This window comes from Streptomyces sp. G7(2002) (assembly GCF_028870195.1).
Classification (GTDB): Bacteria; Actinomycetota; Actinomycetes; order Streptomycetales; family Streptomycetaceae; genus Streptomyces; species Streptomyces nigrescens.
In genome coordinates this window covers 8,052,343-8,073,327 of sequence record NZ_CP102609.1, presented here as the reverse complement: position 1 = coordinate 8,073,327, position 20,985 = coordinate 8,052,343, and the positions used below count along the sequence as shown (strand labels likewise).

Here is a 20,985-nt window from a genome sequence, read left to right as displayed (position 1 = left end):
TCATCAGCGGTTGGCGACCGCCTGCTTGACCAGCGTCCGCCCGAAGTCCCACATCAGGCCGCCGCCCCCGTGGGCGTCGTCCATGACGGCCGTGAACGCCTCGACGAAACGGTCCACTTCCCGCTCGCCGATGATCAGCGGCGGAATCAGCTTAATGACCTCCAGATGGTCACCGGAAACCTGGGTCAGGATGCGGTGGCGCTGCAGCAGCGGCACCACGACCATCTGCGCGAACAGCCCCTTGCGGGCCGTCTGCAGCATCGTCCAACGGCTCCGCAGACCGAGGGACTTGGGGCGGCCGAACTCGATGCCGATCATCAGGCCGCGGCCCCGTACGTCGTGCAGCAGCTCGTACCTGGGGATGAGCTCCGCCAGCCGGGAGCGCAGCAGCTCACCGGTGCGCCGGGCGCCGGCCACGAGCTGCTCGTCCTCCAGCACCGAGAGCACCGCCAGACCGGCGGCCATCGCCTGGGCGTTGGCGCCGAAACTGGCGGAGTGCACCAGCACCCGGTCCATGGACGAGTAGACCTTCTTGAAGATCCAGTCCTTGCCGAGGGTCGCCCCGACCGGCACATATCCGCCGGACAGCGCCTTGGCCACACACACCAGATCCGGTTCGACACCGTCCTCGTGCTGATAGGCGAAGAAGTCGCCGGTACGGCCGAGGCCGGTCTGCACCTCATCGGCGATCAGCAGGGCCTTGTGCCGGTGCAGCAGCTCCTGGGCGGCGCGCAGAAAACCGGGCGGTGCCGGGTGTACGCCCTTGCCCTGGATGGGCTCGACCACGAATCCGGCCACATCGCCGCACTTCAACTCCCGTTCCAATGCGGCCAGATCACCGAGTTCGATGGCCGTGTCCGGGAGCAGCGGGGCGAAGCCGTCCCGGAAGCCGTCCTCGCCGTTGACGGAGAGCGAGCCGGTGGTCAGGCCGTGGAAAGCATGGGTGCAGTAGAGGATGCGGGGCCGGCCGGTGGCGTAGCGGGCGAACTTCAGGGCGGTCTCGACGGCCTCGGTGCCGCTGTTGCCGAAGAAGACCCGGTCGAGATGGGGCGTGTGGGACAGCAGCTTCTCGGCGAGCAGACCGGGCAGCGGCTGGCAGTCGAAGCGGGTGAGATCGGCCAGTTGGGCGTCCAGGACGTCGTGCAGCGCCTGCCGGACGACGGGGTGGTGCCGGCCGAGGCCCATCACCCCGAAGCCCGCGAGCATGTCCAGGTAGTCCTGGCCGTCGGCGTCCCAGAAGTAGGCGCCCTCGGCCCGCTCGTAGACCTTGTCGAAGCCAATGGTGTGCAGCATCCGCGGCAGTTGGTGGTTGAGATGGCGGGTGTGCAGGGCGTAGCGCTCGCCACCGCGTTCGGCGAGCAGCTCGGTCAGGTCAAATCCGGTCACGTCTGCTTCTCCTTACGGGCCATCGCACCGCTGATCCGGCCGGCGATCCCGGCCGGGGTGAGGCCGAGGTCGGCCAGCAGCTCACCACGCCTGGCGTGTGCCGGAAACTGCTCGGGGATGCCGAAGGTGCGCAGCGGCACGTCCACATCGGCGTCCCGCAGCGCCTGGCCGACCGCCCAGCCGATGCCCCCGTTGACGCTGTTGTCCTCGACGACGGCCACCATGGCGTGCTCGGCGGCGAGTTGCGGGATGACGGCGTCGACCGGCTTGACCCACCGCGGGTCGACGACGGTGGTGTGCACCCCGCGCGCCGTGAGCAGCCCGGCGGCCCGCAGACAGACCGGGGCCATCACCCCGACGGCGACCAGCAGGACGTCAGGGCGCGGCGCCCGGTGGAGCACATCGACACCACCGATCCGGTCCACGGCAGGGACCGGGCCGGCCACCGGCTCCTCCGGGAAGCGGAGGACGGTCGGTGCGTCGGCGATGTCCAGCGCCTCGCGCAGCTGGGCGCGGAGCTGGCCGGTGTCGCGCGGGGCGGCGATCCGCAGGCCCGGTACGACGCCGAGCACCGACAGATCCCACATGCCGTGGTGCGAGGCCCCGTCGGCGCCGGTGATACCGGCCCGGTCCAGGACGAAGGTCACCCCGCACCGGTGCAGCGCGACATCCATCAGGACCTGGTCGAAGGCGCGGTTGAGGAGGGTGGCGCGGACGGCGACGACCGGGTGCAGACCCCCGGTGGCCAGTCCCGCCGCCGACACGGCGGCATGCTGTTCGGCGCTGCCCACGTCCCACACCCGGTCGGGATACGCCTCGGCGAACTTTCCGAGCCCGACCGGCTCCGGCATCGCCGCAGTGAGCGCGACGACGTCCTCCCGCTCGGCACCGATGCGCACCATCTCGTCGCCGAAGACCGACGTCCAGGAGGGGGCACCGGGCGGGGGAACCGGCGCGCAGACCTGGGGGCTCCTCCCGGCGCCGGCCGGGGAAGGGTCCATCACACCGACGGTGTGGAGGTGGTCCGCCTCGCCCTCCGGGGCGGGCTGCCGGCCGCGGCCCTTCTCGGTGAGGCAGTGCACCAGCACCGGCCCGTGGAAGCCCGCCGCGCTGCGCAGCGCGGACTGGACGGCCGCGAGGTCATGGCCGTCGACCGGTCCGACGTACTTCAGCCCCAGGTCCTCGAACATGCCCTGGGGCGCGAAGGTTTCCTTGAAGCCCTTCTTCGCACCGTGCAGCGACTCGTAGAGCGGCTGTCCGACGACCGGGGTGCGCTGCAGCACGTCCTTGCCCCAGGCCAGGAACTTCTCGTAGCCGTCGGTGGTGCGCAGGGTGGCGAGGTGGGTGGCGAGCCCGCCGAGGGCGGGGGCGTCGGAGCGTTCGTTGTCGTTGACGACGATGATCAGTGGGCGGTCCTTGGCGGCGGCGATGTTGTTGAGCGCCTCCCAGGCCATCCCGCCGGTCAGCGCGCCGTCACCGATGACGGCCACCACATGGCCGTCCTGGCCGCGCAGCTGATGGGCCTTGGCCAGGCCGTCGGCCCAGCCCAGCACCGTCGAGGCATGGCTGTTCTCGATGACGTCGTGCACGGACTCGGCGCGCGACGGATAGCCGGACAGCCCGCCCCTGGCCCGGAGCTTGGAGAAGTCCTGACGTCCGGTCAGCAGTTTGTGCACATACGACTGGTGGCCGGTGTCCCACAGGATGCGGTCGGCGGGCGAGTCGAAGACGCGGTGCAGGGCGATGGTCAGCTCGACCACGCCCAGGTTGGGCTCCAGGTGACCGCCGGTGCGGGGCACGGCCCGTACGAGGAAGTGCCGGATCTCCGCGGCGAGTTCGGCCAGCTGCTCCTCGGGGAGCGCCTTGAGGTCCTGTGGCTCCCGGATGTGCTCCAGCATCGTCATGTCCGGTCCCCCTCTCCTGGTTCAGCGGACGGTGACCGGTCCGGTCCGGCTCCTGCGTCGTAGGACACAGGAGCCGGGCCGGACCGGGGCGCCGGGGAGCCGTGGCGACGGGCTCCCCTTGCTCAACGGGTCATCCGCGGTTTCCCGCGACGGTGTCCCTCGCCGCCCTGAGGGACTCCTTCAGCGAGCCCATGGTGGCGAGGACGGCGGTCGGCTCGTAGCCGCAGTGCGCCATGCAGTTGGCGCAGCGCGGGTCCTTGCCGCGGCCGTACTTCTCCCAGTCGGTCTCGTCGATGAGCTCCCGGTACGTCGGGACGTACCCGTCGCTCATCAGGTAGCAGGGGCGCTGCCAGCCGAAGAGCGAGTAGTTGGGGATCGCCCAGGCCGTGCACGGGAAGTCCGCCTTGCCCTCCAGGAAGTCCAGGAAGAGCGGGCTGTGGTTGAGCCGCCAGCGACGCCGGTTGCCGCCGGCGAAGGCCTTCTTGAACAGTTCCCGGGTCTGTTCGACGCCGAGGAAATGCTCCTGGTCGGGGGCCTTCTCGTAGGCGTAGGCGGGCGACAGCATCATCTCGTCGACCTGCAGATCGTCATTGAGGAAATTGAGGACCTCGATGATGGTCTGCGGGGTGTCGGTGTTGAAGAAGGTGGAGTTGGTGGTGACCCGGAATCCGCGCCGCTTGGCTTCCTTGATCGCCTCCACCGCCTCGTCGAAAACACCTTCCTTGGCGACGGATTCATCATGGCGTTCCCGCATGCCGTCGATGTGCACCGCGAAGGCGAAATACCGGGAGGGGGTGAACTTCTCCAGCTTCTTGCGCAACAGCATCGCGTTGGTGCACAGGAAGACATACTTCCGCTTCGCCACCAACTGCCGCACGATCTCGTCGATCTGCGGGTGCATCAAGGGCTCGCCACCGGCGATGGAGACCATCGGAGCGCCCGACTCCAGCACCGCCCCGACCGCCTGCGCCACCGGCATGCGCTGCTTGAGCACACCCGCCGGATGCTGGATCTTCCCGCAGCCCTCGCATTTCAGATTGCAGGCGAAGAGCGGTTCCAGCTCGACAATGAGCGGGAACTTCTCCCGCCGCCGGATCACCTTCTGTTCAAAGAGATAGGTACCGACCCGGATGGACTGACGGAGCGGCATGGCCATCTGGCTCACCTCCAGGGGAGCAGCAAAGAACGGTGCCATTCGTGGAAAACGGGTACCACGGAGCGCAGCACCCGGAAGGCCGATATTCCACCGCGGACGGTGCCGATGCGTACGAGCTCATGTTCTGGAGCGTCCACGACCACCCGGACGGCCGCAACCGGACGGCCGCCGGCGCGCTGCGCGGCACGGAGAGTGGCGGCGGACTCCATGTCCACCGCGACCGCACCGGCGGCATGCAGCTCGGCCCGCTCCGCACCGCGTACGACATGGTCGGAGCCGCACAGCAGTCCGCTGTGCACGGTCAGACCGCGCTCCCGCAGGGCCCGGAGCAGCGGGCCGTTGTCACGGCAGGGCGTTTCCGGCGCGGCGGCCTGGTGGCCGCGGGTGGCCTCGGCGACGACCACGTCCCCCGGGCGCATCCCGGGGGCGAGGCCGGCACAGAAGCCACTGGCGACCACCGGGGAACGTTCGGTGACCGACCCCTCACTCAGCGCTTCGGTGAGGGCGCGTTCGGCCGCATGGGGGCCCATGCCGGTGCGGAGCGTGACCACCCGCGGGCCGGTTCCGCCCGCCGCCGCTCCCCCGCGTCCCCGGCCGCGCAGCGCGAACCGCTCGATGCCGAGCGCACAGGCGATCAGCAGCGGCGGTTCCGCATCCGTCGGGGGCCGTCCCGGCATCAGGCCCCCACCGGGGCCCCGGCCGGTCCCCCGTTGAGGTAGCGGCCCAGGGCCGTCAGCGGGAAGACCTGGCGGTACAGGTGATAGTTGATGGAGAAGTCCCAGGGGAAGCCCGTGCCGGTGAAGTACGGCTCATCCCAGGACCCGTCCTCGCGCTGGGTCGCGGTCAGCCAGTGCACACCGCGCCGCACCGCCTCGCTGCCCCGCTCCCCGGCCGCGAGCAGCGCCATCAGTGCCCAGGCGGTCTGCGAGGCGGTCGAGGCGCCGCGCCCCGCCCACTTCTCCTTGTCCTGGTAGGACCGCTGGTCCTCGCCCCAGCCGCCGTCGTCGTTCTGCACCCGCTCCAGCCAGCGCACGGCCCTGCGGACCGCGGGGTGCGAGGCGGGGACACCGGCCGCGGCGAGCGCGGGGAGCACCGAGCCCGTGCCGTAGAGGTAGTTGGTGCCCCAGCGGCCGAACCAGGCGCCGCCGGCCTCCTGCTCGGCCAACAGCCAGGCGATACCGCGGCGGGTACGCGGGTCATGGGTGCGGCCGACGTCGGCCAGCATCTCGACGACATGGGCGGTGACATCGGCCGACGGCGGGTCGATGACCTCCCCGAAGTCACAGAACGGCAGCCGGTTGGGGAACGGGCTGGTGTTGTCGACGTCGAAGGCGCCCCAGGCCCCGTTCTTGGACTGCATCCCGAGGTTCCACCGCACCGCGCGGCGTACCGCGGCCTCGACCCGCAGCGGATCGGGGTGCCGGACCCGGCGCAGCGCCAGCACCACCTCCGCGGTGTCGTCGATGTCCGGGTAGTTGTCGTTCTCGAACTCGAAACCCCAGCCCCCGGACGGGAGTTGGGGCCTTTTGACGCTCCAGTCGCCGGGCCGGTCGATCTGCTCGGCGAGCATCCACTCGGCGGCCTTGACCAGCTGCGGGTGGTCGGCGGGCAGTCCGGCGTCGGCCAGCGCGATGGTCGCCAGACAGGTGTCCCAGACCGGGGACTGGCAGGCCTCGATCATCCGTGTGGGGGCACCTCCCGGGCCGTCAGGCCCAGGGGGGCCGTCCTCGCGCCAGACGGCGAACCGGTCGAGGGAGGCCAGACCGGTGCGCAGCACGGGGTGGTCGAGGTCGTAGCCGCAGAGGTGCAGGGCGATGATGGAGTAGACTGCGGGGGGCTGGATACCGCCCCAACAGCCGTCGTTCTCCTGCCGTTCGATGATCCAGCGGGCGGCGGAGCGCATCGCGGCGGCGCGCAGCTTGCGGAAGGCGACCTTGTGGTAGAGGTGCAGCGCCTTGTCGAGACGCTGGAACACCCCGTCCCAGCTGGTGGCGGGGGCGAGCGGCCGCGGCGGGTTGGGGCGGCGCGGATCGGTGTGCAGCTCGTCGAGGGCGAACGGCGCCGGGCGGACCGGGCGCTTGGCCGAGACGATGGTCAGCGGCACGATGGTCTGCCGCGCCCAGCACCCGAAGTCGTAGATGTTGAGCGGGAACCACTTGGGGAAGTAGAGGAGTTCCGGCGGCAGTTCGGGCAGGTCGTCCCACTTCCACCAGCCGAAGAGCGCCAGCCAGATGCGGGTGAAGACCCGGGCCGCGGCGATCCCGCCCTGCCCGCGGACCCAGGCGGCGGCCTGGACCATGTGCGGTGCGTCCGGGGCGTCACCGGCGAGCCGCAGGGCGACATAGGCCTCGATGGTGGCGGAGAGTTCGCCGGGCCCGCCGTAGAAGGTGGCCCAGGTGCCGTCCGCGCACTGCTCCTTGCGGATGTGGCGGGCGGCGGCCTCGGTGAGCTCCGGGTCCTGGATACCGAGGAATTGACGGAGCAGCAGGTCTTCGGCGTCCATCGTGACGTTGGTCTCGAGGTCGCCCTTCCACCAACCGGCGGGGTCCTGGACGGACAGCAGATAGTCGGTGGCGCGTGCGGTCGCGCGGCGGGCGGCGTCCACCGTGTCCTGCCGTACGGCGGTTCGCGTGGCCGCGGGTGGTGCGGTGTTCTCAGCGGTGGCATCGCTGGCCGAGGGGGCCCGGGGCGGCAGCGCCCCGGTGCTTCCGTCGGTCGTCGCTGTCATGGCTTCCCCTTCTGCAGTGAACTGTGAAAAGCGTGCTCAGGGATTCCGTCGGCCGGCGCCCGGCTGGCACCGGCCGGCGACTGCGAACTATTCGGTGTCGATACTGCTCATCTCTGTCGTACGACGACGAAGTCCGCGAGCGCGACGAGCTGTGCGCGGACCTGCTCCGGCATGTGGATCTCGTCCAGTGCGGCGATGGCGGTGGCGTGCTGGCGGCGGGCCTCCTGAGAGGTCCACTCGCGGCCGCCGGCCTCCTCGATGAGGGCCGCGCGGGAGGCGAACTCTTCCTCGGTGAAGTCGGCAATCTCGGTCTCGCTCTTCTTCGCGTCGGCCGCCAGGATCTGGGCGAGACGCTCGGAGGCCGGACCACCGGCCGCCAGCGCGGCGACGACCGGGAGCGACTTCTTGCGCTGACGCAGATCGCTCCAGGTCTTCTTGCCGGTGGCCTCCGGGTCGCCCCAGATGCCGAGCAGGTCGTCCACGGCCTGGAAGGCGAGGCCGAGGTGGTAGCCGTACTTCTCCAGGGTGTCCGCGGTGCGGTCGTCGGCGCCGCCCAGGACCGCGCCGATGGAGACGGCACAGGCCAGCAGCGCGCCGGTCTTGTTGCCCTCCATCTCCAGGCACTCCTCGACGGTGACCCGCTCGCGGTGCTCGTAGGAGATGTCCTGGGCCTGACCGTCGATCAGCTTACGGGTGGCCAGGGTGAGCCGGCGGGTGGCGCGGCCGGCGTCGACCGTACCGAGCTCCAGCAGTATTTCGTTGGCGAGGGCGAACAGCGCGTCGCCGACGAGGATGGCCTGCGCGGGGCCGTGCACCTTCCAGACGGTGTCGCGGTGCCTGCGCTGCTCGTCGCCGTCCATGAGGTCGTCGTGCAGCAGCGAGAAGTTGTGCACCAGCTCGACGGCGACCGCGCCGGGGATACCGACCTCGGGGGCCGCGCCGGCGGCCTCGGCCGACAGCAGCGCGAGCGCCGGCCGTACCGCCTTGCCGCTGTCCCCCGTGGTGGGGTGGCCCTCGGCGTCGATCCAGCCGAAGTGGTAGGCGGCGACGGTGTCCATGGGAGGAGCGAGCCGGTCCACGGCGGCACGCAGCACGGGGGTGGCGAGTGTCCGCCCGCGCTCCAGCAGCGCGGTGACGCCCTCGGTGTCGATAGCTGGGGAAGCCGGATTCACGGTTTCTCCTCTGTTTCCGACGCTCGTGCTCGTGCGAGCGCTCGTACTCGTAGTCATGCCGCCTCCTGAGGCAACTGGCCCTGGGGGAAGCCGAGTTCGTTGAGTGCCTCGCGAGCGGCGGCAGTGCCGCTGCGAACAGCGCTTTCCATGGTCGCGGGCCACCCGGTGGCGGTCCACGCACCGGCCAGGAACAGGCCGGGAGCTTGGGTGCGGGCGGCGGGGCGGAGCCTGCCGACGCCCGGGGCGGGCGCAAAGGTCGCGGTGCGCTCGCGGGTGACGAAGAAGTCGCGGATCCTGGCGCCGCGGGCGGCGGGCAGCAGCCGCTCCAGCTCGGGCAGGTAGCGGGCGCGGAGCTTGGCGACCGGCTGGTCGATCTCCTCCTGCGCGGCGGACTGCGAGACCGCCAGATACTGGCAGCGCTCGTTCCCGGCCACGCGGGTCAGCCCGGAGGCCTCGGTGCGGTCGAAGACCCACTGGACCGGCGAGCCGACCGCGGCGAAGAAGGGGCGGCGCAGCACCTTGCGGTCGTAGACGACATGGAGGTTGAGGATCGGGGCGGTGCCGATGTCCAGCAGCCGGTCCTTGCCGTCCAGCGCCCCGTCGGGCAGCAGGCCGTGCGCCTCGCGCTGCGGTACGGCGAGGACGACGGTGTCCGCGGTGAGCTGCTCGGTGCCGTGCGGGCCGTTCTCCACCGACACCTGCCAGCCGTCGTCCCGGCGGGTGACCGATCCGGCGCGGGTGCGCAGGGCGATGCGCACACCGGCCTTCTCCAGGGCCGTGCGGGCGAGGGTGTCGTGGACGTCGCCGAGCGGGACGCGGGACCAGCCGATGTCGGCGGCGCCGGGGGCGGACAGCAGCCCGGTCTTGAAGACCTTGGCGGCCAGGCCCATCGAGGCGTCACCGGCACGGGCGTTGAGGGTCGCGATGCCGACCAGGTCCCACAGCGCCTCGATCGCGCGGGCCGACTGGCCGTACCGGCGCAGCCAGCTGCCGAAGTCCAGACCGTCCAGCGCGGGGTCGGCCGGGTCGAGGCCCTTGAGCGCGAGGGTGGCCCGCACGACCCCGGCCCGCTCGGCGGGGGAGAGATGCGGGTACCCGGCGAGGCTCCGGGCGAGGTGCAGCGGGACGGGCAGCGCGGTGCGGCGCAGCCGGCCGAGCCGCATCCGGTCGGCGTCCAGGACCGGGACGTCCATCCGCTCCTGGAGGGGCACCAGATCCGTGGCGCCGATCCGCTCCAGCAGCCCGCTGTAGGCGGTGCAGCAGCGCAGGAAGACATGCTGGCCGTTGTCGACGCTCAGCTCACCGGCGGCGCTGTCGCGGCGGAACGAGAAGACCAGTCCGCCGAGGCGGGGCCGGCCCTCGACCAGGGTGACCCGCAGCCCCGCGTCGGCCAGTGCGAGCGCCGCGGTCGTGCCCGCGAGACCGCCCCCGATGACCACCGCAGCCGCCCCTTCGGGACGGCCGGGCGGCAGGTCACGGCGCCGGCCTGGCCGGGTGACTCCCGATGTCATGTGATCTCCCCCTGTACTCCTGTTACGGACGCAGCCGCCCGGGGGAGGGTTGCCCGCCGCGCTGACGCGGGATCACCGCTGTCGTTCGCCGCCCGGCACATCATCCGCGCCTCCGGACGGCCTGCCGGCGGCCGATCGCCCGCGCGTCGAGCCCGGACAGTCCGCGCACCGCGACAAAGGCCTTCTCCCGGCCGGGCAGGGAGACCCGGCCGCGCAGCACCGCCTCGGGGTCGGCGGCGATCCGCGTCAGCAGCCGGTGGTAGATGCCGGCCATCGCGGCCACACAGGCGCCGCTGCGCCGGTCGAGCATCGGCAGCAACTGGAAGCCCTCGGCGAACAGCGCGCGGGCCCGCTTCACCTCGAAGTGCACCAGGCCGGTGAAGTCCGAGCCGGGCGGCGGTACGGGACGCCCGAAGCCGGCCGCGCAGCCGAACTTGGCGAGGTCCTCGGCGGGCAGATAGGTACGCCCGTTGCCTGCGTCCTCGCGAACGTCCCTGAGAATGTTGGTCAGTTGGAGCGCGAGGCCGAGGGTGTCGGCGTACTCGGAGGCGCGCTCGGCGTCCGGCGCACCCGGGACCGTGCCGAACACGCCCAGGGAGAGCCGGCCGATGGCACCGGCGACGCAGCGGCAGTAGACCTTCAGCTCGTCCCAGGTCTCATAGGTCTCGCCGCGCACGTCCATGAGCACGCCGTCAATCAGCTCGTCGAGACCCTCCAGCGGCAGCGGGAAGCGGCGGGCGGCGTCGGACAGCGCGACGGCGACCGGGTCGGTGTCGTCCTCGTCGATCCGGCCGTCCTTGACGCGGGCCAGCAGCGCCCGGGTGTCCTCCAGGCGCCCCTGCTTGGCGGCGGGCTCCAGGGTGCCGTCGCCGATGTCGTCGATCCGGCGGGAGAAGGCGTAGAGCGCCGACATGGCCTGCCGCTTGTCGGTCGGCAGCAGCCGGATGCCATAGGCGAAGTTGCGTGCCTGCTGCCCGGTGATGGCCTCGCAGTAGCGATACGCAGCGAGCACCGGCGCGGACGCGTGTGCAGTTGCCTCCACGGTCCGACTCACCCCTCTCTTCGCAATGTCGCCCTTACCTCGCGCAGCAGGCTGAGCTTGGTCGGCTTGGGCGGTCCAGGGAGTACGTCGTGATCGGCGGCCGCGACCGCCTGGAGTGCAGCGCGTCCGCCGGCCACGAATCCGGCCAGCAGCAGCTTGAGTCTGCCGTGGACGCTACCCACCAGCGGGGTGCCTTCATTCAGCAGCTCACGGGCGCGTTCCGCTTCGTACGCGATCAATGCGCGCACCGATGCGCCCCCGCTCGGCGCGGCCAGATCGGCCTCGGTGACACCAAAGCGTTTCAGGTCCTCGGCAGGGAGGTAGATGCGGTCCCGCCCGAGGTCCTCGGCCACGTCCTGGACGTGTTCGACGATCTGCAGGGCGGTGCAGACCGCGTCCGAGCGACGGATGCGTTCGGGGCTCGCGGTGCCGGTGATGCCGAGGACGAGCCGGCCGACGGGATTGGCGGACAGCTCGCAGTAGGCGACGAGGTCGTCATAGGTGCCATAGCGGCTCACCCGCTGGTCCTGCCGGTTGGCCTCGATCAGCCTGAGGAACGGCTCGGGGGTCAGCGCGCAGCGGCGGACGGTCGGGCCGAGCCGGCGCAGCAGCGGATGCCGGGGGCCGGGGGCCCGGTCGCTGAAGACACGGTGGAGGTCCGCCTCCAGAGCGTCCAGCAAAGCCGGCCGGTCTTCGCCTTGCGCACGGTCCAGTCCGAGGAGTACGGCATCGCCGCCCCCGGGTGCGAGATCGCCGTCACCGATGTCGTCGACGAGCCGGGCGAAGCCGTAGACGGCCATCAGATCGGTCCGCCAGGCGCGGGGCAGGAAGAACGGTGCGACCGGGAAATTCTCGTGTGCGGCCTGATCGAGCACGGTGCGCGTCTGCTCCCGCCCGTCACCCGCCGCCCCCCTTCGGAGGAAGGCGCGACGCGCCTGCTCGTTGTCTCGGCTCACCGGGGGCTGCCCGGCGCATTTCGGTGCCGGAGCGAACCAGTAGCCATTGCCGTCACGTCTCCCGTTCTACACCGCCAAGCTAAAACATCCTATTTCGGACACGCCGCAGCAGGCGACGCGCCCGATCGAGCCCACATCGCCCGCCTGGGTGAGCATTGCCCGACATATACCACTTGTGCTGTTCGGCACCCGTACAGCTTACGTCGTACGTCTCACCCACGTCCGAGCGGGTCCCGAAGCATGAGACAACGCTCCGTTCAACGTCCTTTAAGTCCGAACTGTTCCCGGGACTGCCGGAGTTGACCCGTTCTTCACGCTCGAAGGCCTCCACGAGGCGGACTCGCGGAGGCCTTCGAGTGCGGAGCGGACTACTTGCCCGTCTCCTTTTCGTACGCCTTGATGACTTCGTCCGTCGGGCCGTCCATCAGCAGCTCACCGCGCTCCAGCCACAGGACGCGGTCGCAGGTGTCCCGGATCGACTTGTTGTTGTGGCTGACGAGGAAGACCGTGCCGGCTTCCTTGCGCAGTTCGCGGATGCGGGCCTCGGAGCGCTTCTGGAAGCTACGGTCACCGGTGGCCAGCGCCTCGTCGATCATCAGCACATCGTGGTCCTTGGCCGCGGCGATGGAGAACCGCAGCCGGGCCGCCATACCGGAGGAGTAGGTGCGCATCGGCAGCGAGATGAAGTCGCCCTTCTCGTTGATGCCGGAGAAGTCGACGATGCCGTCGTAGCGCTCACGGACCTGCTCGCGGCTCATCCCCATCGCCAGACCGCCGAGGATCACGTTCCGCTCACCGGTCAGATCGTTCATCAGGGCCGCGTTGACACCCAGCAGCGAGGGCTGACCGTGCGTGTAGACCTTGCCGCGCTCCGCGGGCAGCAGCCCGGCGACCGCCTTGAGCAGCGTCGACTTGCCCGAGCCGTTGGAACCGATCAGACCGATCGACTCACCCCGGTAAGCGGTGAAGGAGACACCCTTGACCGCATGCACCTCACGCACCCCGGAGGAGGGCTTGCGGCGCACGATGCGGTTCAGCGCCGCGGTGGCACTGCCCTTGCCCGCGCCCGTGCCGTAGACCCGGTAGACGATGTGCAGATCGTCCGCGATCACCGTCGGGATCCGCGCCTCGGCCGCCTCGGTCGGCTGGACGCCGTTGTTCTGCTCAGCCACGTCCGTACCGCTCCTCAGCCTTCCAGAAGTACACAAAGCCCACGACGCCCATCAGCAGCGCCCAGCCCCCGGCGTACGCCCACACATGCGGGGGCAGCTTGTTCGCGGTGAAGCTGTCGATCAGCGCGAAGCGCATCAGGTCGATGTAGACGGCCGCCGGGTTGGCGTTGAGCAGCCACTCCACAAACGCGGGGACATGCTTGTCCTTGAGGATCAGGTCGATGCTGAACATCACGCCGGACGCATACATCCACGTCCGCATGATGAACGGCATCAGCTGCGCCAGGTCCGGGGTCTTGGAACCCAGCCGGGCCATCACCATCGCCAGACCGGTGTTGAACATGAACTGCAGCGCCAGCGCCGGGATGACCAGCAGCCACGACCAGGTCGGCAGCTGCCCGAAGCCCAGCAGGATGACCAGCAGCACACCCATCGAGAACACCAGCTGCTGCAGCTGCATCAGGCAGAACGAGATCGGCAGGCAGGCCCGCGGGAAGTGCAGCGCCCGCACCAGGCCCAGGTTGCCCGAGATCGACTTCGTACCCGCCATCACCGAACTCTGGGTGAAGGTGAAGATGAAGACACCGGTCACCAGGAACGGGACGAAGTCCGGGACGCCGTTCCGGGTACCGATCAGCAGACCGAAGATCAAGTAGTAGACGAGCGCGTTCAGCAGTGGCGTCGCCACCTGCCACACCTGGCCCAGCTTGGCCTGGCTGTACTGCGCCGTCATCTTGGCGCTGGCAAAAGCGGAGATGAAGTGCCGCCGGTCCCACAGCTGCCGGACGTACGCCGGAAGACCGGGACGGGCCCCGCTCTGCGAGAGCCCGTACTTCTGGGCCCGCTGGGCAGGAGTGAGCCCTTCGTCGGAAGATGGCGGGGCACTCATGGCGACCGCACTGTCGTGCGTGGTCTCGCTCACAGTTGACACTTTCGTCCTCAAGGTGCGCTGCCGGGGCAACGCCCCGGTTCGCGCCTGATGCTCTCAGATACGAGCTTGTCAGATGACGGGAGGGCGGCCCAGTCGGGTCAGTCGCCAAACGGTAGCCCACTTCATGGGGCGCCTGGGGCCGCACGGCGTGACCCAGCCCTCCTTGAAGCCGCCCAGCCAGGCCCGCAGTGCCGGTCGCGACGGCCGGCGGGCGAGGGTGAGCAGGAGCCAGACACCGAGATAGACCGGAACCAGCGGGGCGGGCAGGTTGCGGCGGGCCAGCCACACACGGTTACGGGCCACCATCCGGTGGTAGACCGCATGCCGGGCCGGTGCCGTCGTCGGGTGGAAGAGGACCATGTCCGACCGGTAGTCGATCTGCCAGCCCGCGTCCAGTGCCCGCCAGGCCAGGTCGGTCTCCTCGTGGGCGTAGAAGAAGTCGTCGGGCAGCCCGCCGACCTCCTCGAAGACATGCGTACGGACCGCGTTCGCACCACCGAGGAAGGTGGTGACCCGCGACGACCGCATCGGGTCCGAGGCACGCAGCCGCGGGACGTGCCGGCGCTGGGTCTCGCCGGTGTCCGGGTCCGCGATCCGGAAGCTGATGATGCCCAGCTCGGGGTCGGCGGCGAAGGCCTCGCGGCACAGCTCGGCGGTGTCCTCCCTGGCCAGGAGCCCGTCGTCGTCGAGGAAGAGCAGACCGTCGACGTCACTGCCACCGGGGCCGAAGGCCTCGATGCCGACATTGCGGCCGGCCGGGATGCCGACGTTCTCCGGCAGCTCGACGGTCCGTACGCCGTCGGGGAGCTCGGGCAGCGGCGAACCGTTGCCGACCACGACGATCTCGATCGGGTCGCCGTTCTGCTTGGCGACCGAGTCCAGCAGCGCGCGCAGCTCCTCGGGGCGGTTGCCCATGGTCAGGACAACCGCACCGAGTCGCATTCGGGACGCCCCCGTCACTTGAGCCTGCTTGAGGCGAGGATGGACACGAGGTGGAGCAGGGTCTGGACGAGCGCGATGCCGGCGAGCACTGCGACGCCGAGACGGGAGAAGAACAGGTCGCCCCGGATGGTGTCCAGGACCGCCAGAACCAGGATCAGCAGGGACGCCTCGATACCGAGGATGAGCCGGTGGAACTTCAGCGCCCCGGCCGCCTTACGGGCCAGCGCCATTCCGGAGGACCGCGGCTCGGACGCCGCCTCCTTGACCGGCGGCAGCCCGCCCTGGTGCCGGGCCACGCCGACGAGGTCGGTCTCGGCCTTGATCAGGATGGCGCCGAGGGCGGCGAGGGTGCCGAGGAAGGCCCACAGCCAGTCGATCCTGCCGGAGCCCCACAGGTCGGCGGCGCGCAGGCCGAAGCCGACCAGGACCGCGGCGTCGCACAGGTAGGCGCCGACCCGGTCCAGGTACACACCGCCGAGCGAGAACTGCTTCTTCCAGCGGGCGACCTCACCGTCGACACAGTCGAGCAGCAGGTACAGCTGGACCATCAGCACGCCGAGCACGGCGCCCGCGATCCCCGGCACCAGCAGTGCCGGGGCGGCGAGGACGCCGAAGACGGTCATCAGGTAGGTCAGCTGGTTGGGCGTGACCTTCGTGTTCACCAGGTGCCGGTCGATGCGCAAGGAGATCTCGCGCATGTAGAGGCGACCGCCCCAGTGCTCACCGCTGCGCCGGTCCTTGACACCCTCGGGGTGCACGACCGGGCGGAGTTCAGCTACTGACGGCTTGTGCATAGTCGGCGTAAGCGTCCCTGATCTGGTCGGTGGACAGGTCGAGGTGCTCCAGGATGGTGTAGCGCCCCGGGCGGGTCTTGGGCGCGTACTCGACGGCCTGGACGAACTCCTCGTCGGTGAAGCCGATCTCGCCCGGCGTGACCGGCAGACCGTGCCGGCGCAGCACCTCGACCATCAGGTCCCGGGTCTCCTTGTCCCCGCGCAGATGCGTGGCGAAGGCGGCGCCGAGGCCGCACTGCTCGCCGTGGCTCGCCGCGCGCTTGGGGAAGAGGATGTCGAGCGCATGGTTGATCTCGTGGCAGGCGCCGGACGCCGGGCGGCTGTCGCCGGCCACCGACATCGAGATGCCGGTGAGGACCAGACCCTCGGCGAGCACCTGGAGGAAGGAGTCGTCGCCGACGCCGCCCGGGTGCCGGAGCACGGCCTCGCCGGCCTGGCGCGCCATGGCGGCGGCCAGTCCGTCGATCGTCTCTCCGGTCTCACGGTGGGCGAGCTCCCAGTCCGCGACCGCGGAGATGTTGGAGATCGCATCGCCGATGCCGGAGCGGACGAACCGGACCGGGGCCTCACGGATGATGTCGAGGTCGATCACCACGGCGATCGGGTTCGGCACACCGTAGGAGCCGCGGCCCGCGTCGTTGTCCAGAGTGGCGACCGGCGAGCACAGACCGTCGTGCGACAGGTTCGTCGCGACGGCGACCAGCGGCAGGCCGATCCGCGCGGCGGCGAACTTGGCACAGTCGATGATCTTGCCGCCGCCCAGGCCCACGACCGCGTCGTAGTGCCCCTTCTTCATGGCGTCGGCAAGCTTGATCGCGTCGTCCAGGGTGCCGCCGCCGACCTCGTACCACTCGGCGCCGGGCAGCGCGGGGGCCAGCCGCTCGCGCAGCCGCGCCCCCGAGCCGCCGCTGATCGCGATGGCGAGCTTGCCGGACGCGGAGATGCGCTGATCGGCCAGCAGGCCCGCCAGGTCGTCCAGGGCGCCGGCGTTGATGTCAACGACGACCGGGGACGGGATGAGGCGGGTCAGTACTGGCATGCGATGTCACGGCCCTTCGCCAGGTCGTCGTGGTTGTCGATCTCGACCCACTTGACGTCGCCGATCGGGGCCACGTCCACCTTGAAGCCGCGGTTGACGAGCTCCTGGTAGCCGTCCTCGTAGTAGAGGTCGGGGTCCCGCTCGAAGGTGGTCTTCAGGGCGTCGGCCAGCTCCTCGGCCGCCGAACCCTCGATGAGGGTGACGCCGATGTACTCACCGGTCGCCTCGGCCGGGTCCATCAGCTTGGTGATCTTCTGGACGCCCTTGGCGGGGTCCACGATGACCTTCATCTCCTCGTCGGCGAGCTGCTTGACGGTGTCCAGCGCGAGGATGATCTTCTGGCCGTTGCCGCGGGCGGCGAGCAGGGTCTTCTCGACGGAGACCGGGTGCACGGTGTCGCCGTTGGCGAGGATCACATCGTGCTTGATGGCGTCACGGCCGCACCACAGGGAGTAGGCGTTGTTCCACTCCTCGGCCTTGTCGTTGTCGATGAGGGTGAGCTTGAGGCCGTACTTCTGCTCCAGGGCCTCCTTGCGCTCGTAGACGGCTTCCTTGCGGTAGCCGACGATGATCGCGACCTCGGTCAGGCCGATCTCGGCGAAGTTACCGAGGGTCAGGTCGAGGATGGTCGTGTCCCCGTCGACCGGCACCAGAGCCTTGGGCAGGGTGTCGGTGTAGGGGCGCAGACGCCGTCCGGCGCCGGCAGCCAGCACGAGGCCGATCATGCGGGTTCTCCTTCATCGTGTACGGCGGGTGCTTGGGAGGACACCCAGAAGCGGATGCTCTCGATGAGCACCAGCAGCGCCAGGGCCACAGCAAGGGCCGTCAGCGCGATTGTGAAACCTGAGGGGGACAGCGCGGCGGCGAGGACGGTGATCACGAGGATCCGTCCCTCATGTCCGCCGGTCGCCCGGACCAGCCACCGCGGCGGGGCTCCGGTGCCGCCACGGATGCGGTAGACCGTGTCGTAGTGATGGTAGGCGACCGCCGCGACCAGCCCGTACGCCGCGGGCAGCGCTCCGGGGACGTCCGCGCGGGCGGCCAGCACCAGGATGGTGACGTACTCACCGGCCCGGAAGAAGGGCGGAACCAGCCAGTCGAGGGCGCCCTTGAGCGGCCGGGACACGGCCGCGCCGGCCAGCAGCGCGGAGCAGAAGGCGACGCCGACGGTGAGCCAGGACGTGGGGTCGTCCTCGGCGAGCACCCAGACCAGCAGCACGGCGGCTGAGAGAAATGCCATGACGGGTGCCAGGAAGGACCCGGTCCGGCCGCGGCCCCGGGCGCCGCGGGCGATCAGCTCGGCGAGCGGCCCGGAGTCGGCGAGGTCGGCCAGTGCCTGGGCGGCGCGGTCGGTGCGCCGGGCCCGGCGGGTCAGCGAGCGCAGCACCCGGCCGGCGGTGGTGTAGCAGGCGGCCAGCGCACAGCCGATGAGCAGGGCGTAGAAGACGATGCGCGGGGTGGTCAGCGCGGTGAGCACCGCGATCATGGCCCAGCGTTCACCGATCGGCAGCACGATCATCCGGCGCACCCAGACCGTCCAGCCGACGCTGTCGAGCTTGCCGGAGAGGGCGGCGGTGGGGCTGGTGTTGGCCGTGGCGTCGTGGTTCGCCTCGTTGAAGGAGAAGTCGACGACATGGCGGCAGGTCATCAGGACCATCGCGCCGAGCGCCAGCGCCCAGACGTCGTCCCCGCCACGGGCCGCGCCCAGGGCGAGGCCCGCGTAGTACGCGTACTCCTTGGCCCGGTCGAAGGTGGCGTCGAGCCAGGCGCCCATCGTCGAGTACTGCAGGGAGTAGCGGGCGAGCTGCCCGTCGGTGCAGTCCAGGACGAAGGAGAACAGCAGCAGGAAGCCGGCGGCGACGAAGCCGCCACGGGTTCCGGTGGCCGCGCAGCCGGCCGCGATCAGCGCGGTGAGCAGCGACGCGGTGGTGACCTGGTTGGGGGTGAGCCCGCGCCGCGCGCACCAGCGGGCGAGGTAGCGGGAGTACGGGCTGATGGCGTAGGTCGTGAAGAAGCCGTCGCGGGACTTCACGGCGGTGCGCAGCCGTACGGCCTCGTCGTCGACGGCCGCGACGGCCTCCCGTGCGTCCTCGCGCTGCGCCGGGGTGAGCGCGACGGTGGCGACCAGGCTGCCCAGCTCGACGCGGTGCAGACCGGCCTCGTCACGGTCCAGGGACTCGGTGAGGGTGTCGGTGAGGACGTCCGTGAGGTGGGCGGTGCCGGCGCCGACCGGGATCCTGCCGACCGCGCGGGCGAGCGCGGCGCGGGCCGCGGGCTGCGCGGTGAGCGCGCCGGGCACGGCCGCGGCCGGGAAGCGGGGGTCGGTCAGCGCCAGCCGCAGGGCGTGCAGATGGCCGACGAAGCGGGGGTCGACGACGGCGATCCGCTCCTGGGCGGGCACCGCGTTGATCAGCTCGGCGGCGGCCGCGGGATCGTTCGCCGTACGGACGTCAAAACCCAGCGTGCGCAGGTCGGCTTCGAGCGGCGACCCGGCGACCGGCGGACCGGTGAGGATGGCGGTCGACAGACGAACTCACTCCTTGGATGCTGACAAGGCAGCGCCGGTCGGTCCGCATTCGATACGAACTACCCGGGCAGCGGGCGTGGCACACCTCGCCCCTGGGAGGGCCGGGTGGCACGTCGGCAGAGGCTATCGGATCGCCGGATGCGGCCGTTCACCGCGCATTCACCGCACGATCGAGTGACCGACGGCTGCGCCTGCCGCGATCATCATGGTGGATCGGGCGGTGCATGAACAACTGGCCGGGGAGCCCGGGACCCGATCCGGTGCCGGTTATGAGAGGGCTGGTCACGGGGCGGGCGGGTTGTGCCGGTGCCGGTGTGGTGAGAGCCATCCCAGGTCCGGGGGCGGTCGCCGTCCACCGGTTCCGGCACCGCGCCGCGCGGCACCCGCCGCGTCGGGGACGGAGCGCGCGACGGCGGGTGTGGACCATCTCACGGCGGGCGCGCTCGCTGACCGGCGCGCTGGCATGTGGCGCCGCGCACCCACTGTGCCGGTGATGCGGACCCGGCTAGGGCAGACTTGGCGTCGAAGACCGACGACAAGGATGGGCATGCCGATCACACCTGCCAACGGACAGACCGCCGGGGACCCGGCGGTGAGCACACCGGGCGGCACCGCCGAACCGATCATGCTGGAGCTGGTCGACGAGGACGGTACGACGATCGGCACCGCGGAGAAGCTCGCGGCCCACCAGCCCCCCGGGCAGTTGCACCGGGCCTTCTCGGTCTTCCTCTTCGACGAGAAGGGCCGGCTGCTGCTGCAGCGCCGGGCGCTGGGGAAGTACCACTCCCCCGGTGTGTGGTCCAACACCTGCTGCGGACATCCGTACCCCGGCGAGGCGCCGTTCGCGGCCGCCGCCCGCCGGACCGCGGAGGAGCTGGGCCTGGCGCCCTCGCTGCTGGCCGAGGCCGGCACGGTCCGCTACAACCACCCCGACCCGGCGTCCGGCCTCGTCGAGCAGGAGTACAACCACCTGTTCGTCGGGCTGGTGCGGGCCGAGCCGGCGCCCGACCCCGAGGAGATCGGCGAGACGGCCTTCGTGACGCCGGAGGAGCTGGCCGAGCGGCATGCCGAGGCACCGTTCTCCGCATGGTTCATGACCGTGCTGGATGCGGCGCGGCCGGCGGTGCGCGAGCTCACAGGAGGAGCGGCGGGCTGGTAACCGGCGGGGTGAGCGGCAGCTCGGCCCAGATGGCCTTGCCGCCGTTCCCCGTGTGCTCCACCCCGCATTTGCCGCCCACCTCCGCGGTGAGCGTTTTGACCAGCCACAGTCCGCGGCCGCCGAGATCACCCTGATCCGCCTCCAGTGCCTTGGGGCGGTAGGGGTGGTCGTCCTCGACCGCGACCCGTAGCCAGTTCGCCCCGAGGGTGAGCTGTACGGCGATCTGGGGCGAGAGCAGGGCGGCGTGCCGGACGGCGTTGGTGACGAGTTCGGAGACGATGAGCAGCAGGCCGTCCATGATCGCGGCGGCGACGGGCACACACTGTTCGGCGAGCAGATCCCGGACCGCGTGCCGTGCCTGCGGCACCGAGGCTTCCAGTGCCGGGGCGGTGAACCGCCAGACACCTTCGTACGCGAGCGGGGAGGTCAGCTCTTCGGGGGGTTCTGCAGGGGGTCCGGAAGGCATCCTCACAGGAAGAGTGTTGGGAATGCATTGGTCCGGACCGGCCTGCTGAACATAAGTCAGCACCTATCGACGACTTATGGCCGATTCCGAGTGGTTGGCG

At 70.6% G+C, this 20,985-nt stretch carries 18 protein-coding genes; 1 reads left to right on the top strand and 17 read right to left on the bottom strand.

Going from position 1 to position 20,985, the window contains the following annotated elements; all coding sequences use genetic code 11:
* Nucleotides 1-3: 3 nt before the first annotated feature.
* The 16 genes from NUT86_RS34615 to NUT86_RS34540 all read right to left on the bottom strand — a co-directional run bounded on the left by NUT86_RS34615 (nucleotide 4) and on the right by NUT86_RS34540 (nucleotide 19,260).
* Nucleotides 4-1,386 (bottom strand): aspartate aminotransferase family protein, encoded by a 1,383-nt coding sequence (locus NUT86_RS34615; protein WP_274739278.1) that lies wholly within the window; start codon nucleotides 1,384-1,386, stop codon nucleotides 4-6.
* A complete protein-coding gene (gene dxs / locus NUT86_RS34610) occupies nucleotides 1,383-3,290 on the bottom strand; it encodes a 1-deoxy-D-xylulose-5-phosphate synthase (protein ID WP_274739276.1) in 1,908 nt (635 codons plus the stop codon). Before dxs ends, NUT86_RS34615 begins: the two co-directional genes overlap by 4 nt.
* Nucleotides 3,291-3,420: 130 nt before the next feature.
* On the bottom strand, nucleotides 3,421-4,446 hold the full coding sequence (gene hpnH, locus NUT86_RS34605; RefSeq protein WP_018088379.1) for an adenosyl-hopene transferase HpnH: 1,026 nt from the start codon (nucleotides 4,444-4,446) through the stop codon (nucleotides 3,421-3,423).
* Nucleotides 4,447-4,451: 5 nt separating this feature from the next.
* Complete coding sequence (locus NUT86_RS34600; RefSeq protein WP_274739274.1) at nucleotides 4,452-5,123, bottom strand: phosphorylase family protein; 672 nt, start codon at nucleotides 5,121-5,123, stop codon at nucleotides 4,452-4,454.
* Entirely contained in the window at nucleotides 5,123-7,174 is a 2,052-nt protein-coding gene (gene shc, locus NUT86_RS34595) for a squalene--hopene cyclase (protein WP_274739272.1), read from the bottom strand. Before shc ends, NUT86_RS34600 begins: the two co-directional genes overlap by 1 nt.
* Nucleotides 7,175-7,281: 107 nt before the next feature.
* The gene (locus NUT86_RS34590) at nucleotides 7,282-8,403 is read right to left on the bottom strand and encodes a polyprenyl synthetase family protein (protein ID WP_051104050.1); all 1,122 of its coding nucleotides are present in this window, start codon (nucleotides 8,401-8,403) and stop codon (nucleotides 7,282-7,284) included.
* Nucleotides 8,400-9,857 (bottom strand): hydroxysqualene dehydroxylase HpnE, encoded by a 1,458-nt coding sequence (gene hpnE / locus NUT86_RS34585; RefSeq protein ID WP_274739271.1) that lies wholly within the window; start codon nucleotides 9,855-9,857, stop codon nucleotides 8,400-8,402. Before hpnE ends, NUT86_RS34590 begins: the two co-directional genes overlap by 4 nt.
* A gap of 100 nt (nucleotides 9,858-9,957) precedes the next feature.
* Nucleotides 9,958-10,911, bottom strand: a complete 954-nt coding sequence (gene hpnD, locus NUT86_RS34580) for a presqualene diphosphate synthase HpnD (protein ID WP_371874784.1) — start codon at nucleotides 10,909-10,911, stop codon at nucleotides 9,958-9,960.
* Nucleotides 10,908-11,774: a squalene synthase HpnC gene (gene hpnC / locus NUT86_RS34575; RefSeq protein WP_159488870.1), complete on the bottom strand. Its 867-nt coding sequence runs from the start codon at nucleotides 11,772-11,774 to the stop codon at nucleotides 10,908-10,910. Before hpnC ends, hpnD begins: the two co-directional genes overlap by 4 nt.
* A gap of 449 nt (nucleotides 11,775-12,223) precedes the next feature.
* A complete protein-coding gene (locus NUT86_RS34570) occupies nucleotides 12,224-13,027 on the bottom strand; it encodes an ABC transporter ATP-binding protein (RefSeq protein ID WP_093645507.1) in 804 nt (267 codons plus the stop codon).
* Nucleotides 13,020-13,949: an ABC transporter permease gene (locus tag NUT86_RS34565; RefSeq protein ID WP_159485014.1), complete on the bottom strand. Its 930-nt coding sequence runs from the start codon at nucleotides 13,947-13,949 to the stop codon at nucleotides 13,020-13,022. The genes NUT86_RS34570 and NUT86_RS34565 overlap by 8 nt, the downstream gene beginning before the upstream one ends.
* 78 nt (nucleotides 13,950-14,027) lie before the next feature.
* A complete protein-coding gene (locus NUT86_RS34560) occupies nucleotides 14,028-14,900 on the bottom strand; it encodes a glycosyltransferase family 2 protein (protein ID WP_018090625.1) in 873 nt (290 codons plus the stop codon).
* A gap of 14 nt (nucleotides 14,901-14,914) precedes the next feature.
* Nucleotides 14,915-15,694 carry a CDP-alcohol phosphatidyltransferase family protein gene (locus NUT86_RS34555; RefSeq protein ID WP_051104169.1) on the bottom strand — a complete coding sequence of 260 codons (780 nt, stop codon included), beginning with the start codon at nucleotides 15,692-15,694 and terminating at the stop codon, nucleotides 14,915-14,917.
* Nucleotides 15,672-16,733, bottom strand: a complete 1,062-nt coding sequence (locus NUT86_RS34550; protein WP_018090623.1) for an iron-containing alcohol dehydrogenase family protein — start codon at nucleotides 16,731-16,733, stop codon at nucleotides 15,672-15,674. The genes NUT86_RS34555 and NUT86_RS34550 overlap by 23 nt, the downstream gene beginning before the upstream one ends.
* Complete coding sequence (locus NUT86_RS34545; protein WP_018090622.1) at nucleotides 16,721-17,458, bottom strand: phosphocholine cytidylyltransferase family protein; 738 nt, start codon at nucleotides 17,456-17,458, stop codon at nucleotides 16,721-16,723. Before NUT86_RS34545 ends, NUT86_RS34550 begins: the two co-directional genes overlap by 13 nt.
* A complete protein-coding gene (locus NUT86_RS34540) occupies nucleotides 17,455-19,260 on the bottom strand; it encodes a DUF5941 domain-containing protein (RefSeq protein ID WP_159488872.1) in 1,806 nt (601 codons plus the stop codon). The genes NUT86_RS34545 and NUT86_RS34540 overlap by 4 nt, the downstream gene beginning before the upstream one ends.
* A gap of 547 nt (nucleotides 19,261-19,807) precedes the next feature.
* Here NUT86_RS34540 and idi point away from each other — a divergent pair.
* Nucleotides 19,808-20,419: an isopentenyl-diphosphate Delta-isomerase gene (gene idi, locus NUT86_RS34535; protein ID WP_018090620.1), complete on the top strand. Its 612-nt coding sequence runs from the start codon at nucleotides 19,808-19,810 to the stop codon at nucleotides 20,417-20,419.
* Here idi and NUT86_RS34530 read toward each other — a convergent pair.
* Nucleotides 20,394-20,885 carry an ATP-binding protein gene (locus tag NUT86_RS34530; protein WP_274739266.1) on the bottom strand — a complete coding sequence of 164 codons (492 nt, stop codon included), beginning with the start codon at nucleotides 20,883-20,885 and terminating at the stop codon, nucleotides 20,394-20,396. The genes idi and NUT86_RS34530 overlap by 26 nt on opposite strands.
* Between the last annotated feature and the right edge of the window lie 100 nt (nucleotides 20,886-20,985).

Coding starts and splice junctions, on each gene's coding strand:
- hpnH (WP_018088379.1), bottom strand. CDS start 4,446: ATGGCCATGCCGCTCCGTCAGTCCATCCGGGTCGGTACCTATCTCTTT.
- NUT86_RS34600 (WP_274739274.1), bottom strand. CDS start 5,123: ATGCCGGGACGGCCCCCGACGGATGCGGAACCGCCGCTGCTGATCGCC.
- NUT86_RS34550 (WP_018090623.1), bottom strand. CDS start 16,733: ATGCCAGTACTGACCCGCCTCATCCCGTCCCCGGTCGTCGTTGACATC.
- NUT86_RS34545 (WP_018090622.1), bottom strand. CDS start 17,458: ATGATCGGCCTCGTGCTGGCTGCCGGCGCCGGACGGCGTCTGCGCCCC.
- shc (WP_274739272.1), bottom strand. CDS start 7,174: ATGACAGCGACGACCGACGGAAGCACCGGGGCGCTGCCGCCCCGGGCC.
- NUT86_RS34555 (WP_051104169.1), bottom strand. CDS start 15,694: ATGCACAAGCCGTCAGTAGCTGAACTCCGCCCGGTCGTGCACCCCGAG.
- hpnE (WP_274739271.1), bottom strand. CDS start 9,857: ATGACATCGGGAGTCACCCGGCCAGGCCGGCGCCGTGACCTGCCGCCC.
- dxs (WP_274739276.1), bottom strand. CDS start 3,290: ATGACGATGCTGGAGCACATCCGGGAGCCACAGGACCTCAAGGCGCTC.
- NUT86_RS34590 (WP_051104050.1), bottom strand. CDS start 8,403: ATGACTACGAGTACGAGCGCTCGCACGAGCACGAGCGTCGGAAACAGA.
- idi (WP_018090620.1), top strand. CDS start 19,808: ATGCCGATCACACCTGCCAACGGACAGACCGCCGGGGACCCGGCGGTG.
- NUT86_RS34530 (WP_274739266.1), bottom strand. CDS start 20,885: ATGCCTTCCGGACCCCCTGCAGAACCCCCCGAAGAGCTGACCTCCCCG.
- NUT86_RS34560 (WP_018090625.1), bottom strand. CDS start 14,900: ATGCGACTCGGTGCGGTTGTCCTGACCATGGGCAACCGCCCCGAGGAG.